The organism is Streptomyces carpinensis, assembly GCF_002154505.1.
Classification (GTDB): domain Bacteria; phylum Actinomycetota; class Actinomycetes; order Streptomycetales; family Streptomycetaceae; genus Streptomyces; species Streptomyces carpinensis.
In genome coordinates, this window is record NZ_MUBM01000387.1 from 1 (window position 1) to 586 (window position 586).

A 586-nucleotide genomic window follows, 5' to 3' on the forward strand; every position below is an offset into this window, starting at 1 on the left:
CCCAGGAGGCACCGGTGGGCGGGGCTCGGGGGCTGGAGTGGGCCGGGCTCAGGCCCCCGTTCCGGGCCGCTGCCTGTCCGGCAGGATCCGATCGGCGCCCGTACGGCTGCACCGGTGTTGTCCACATGCGCCGCCTTGTCCACAGCTTCCCGTCGTTGAGGGTGTGAACGGCTAGGCTCGCGCCCGTACGAGACGAGCCGTAACCGGGAGACACCCAGATGGCCAAGAAGCGACCCCAGACGAAGGCCAAGCGCCCGCAGCTCACGGACGGAGAGATCCCGGTCGTCGGCGCCCGCGAGCCGTGCCCCTGCGGCAGCGGCCGGCGCTACAAGGCCTGCCACGGCAGGGCCGCGGCGCACGCGGCGACCGAGCTGGTGCAGCGGCCGTTCGAGGGACTCACCGGCGAGTGCGACTGGGTGGCACTGCGCGAGCTCGTTCCCGCCGCCACGGTCGAGCTGACGCTCCGGGAGGGCCTTCCCGAGGACGTTCCGTCGGTCACCCTGGCCACGGTGCTGCCGATGGCCTGGCCCGCGCTGCGCCGCGACGACGGCTCGGTGCTGGTCGGCCTGCAGAACGACACATCGTC

1 protein-coding gene is annotated in these 586 nt (G+C 73.2%); it reads left to right on the forward strand.

Annotated features, from left to right (window positions below; genetic code table 11):
- Positions 1-218: 218 nt before the first annotated feature.
- A partial coding sequence (locus BZY54_RS39705; RefSeq protein ID WP_208640910.1) for a DUF5926 family protein occupies positions 219-586 on the forward strand: 368 nt, incomplete at its 3' end.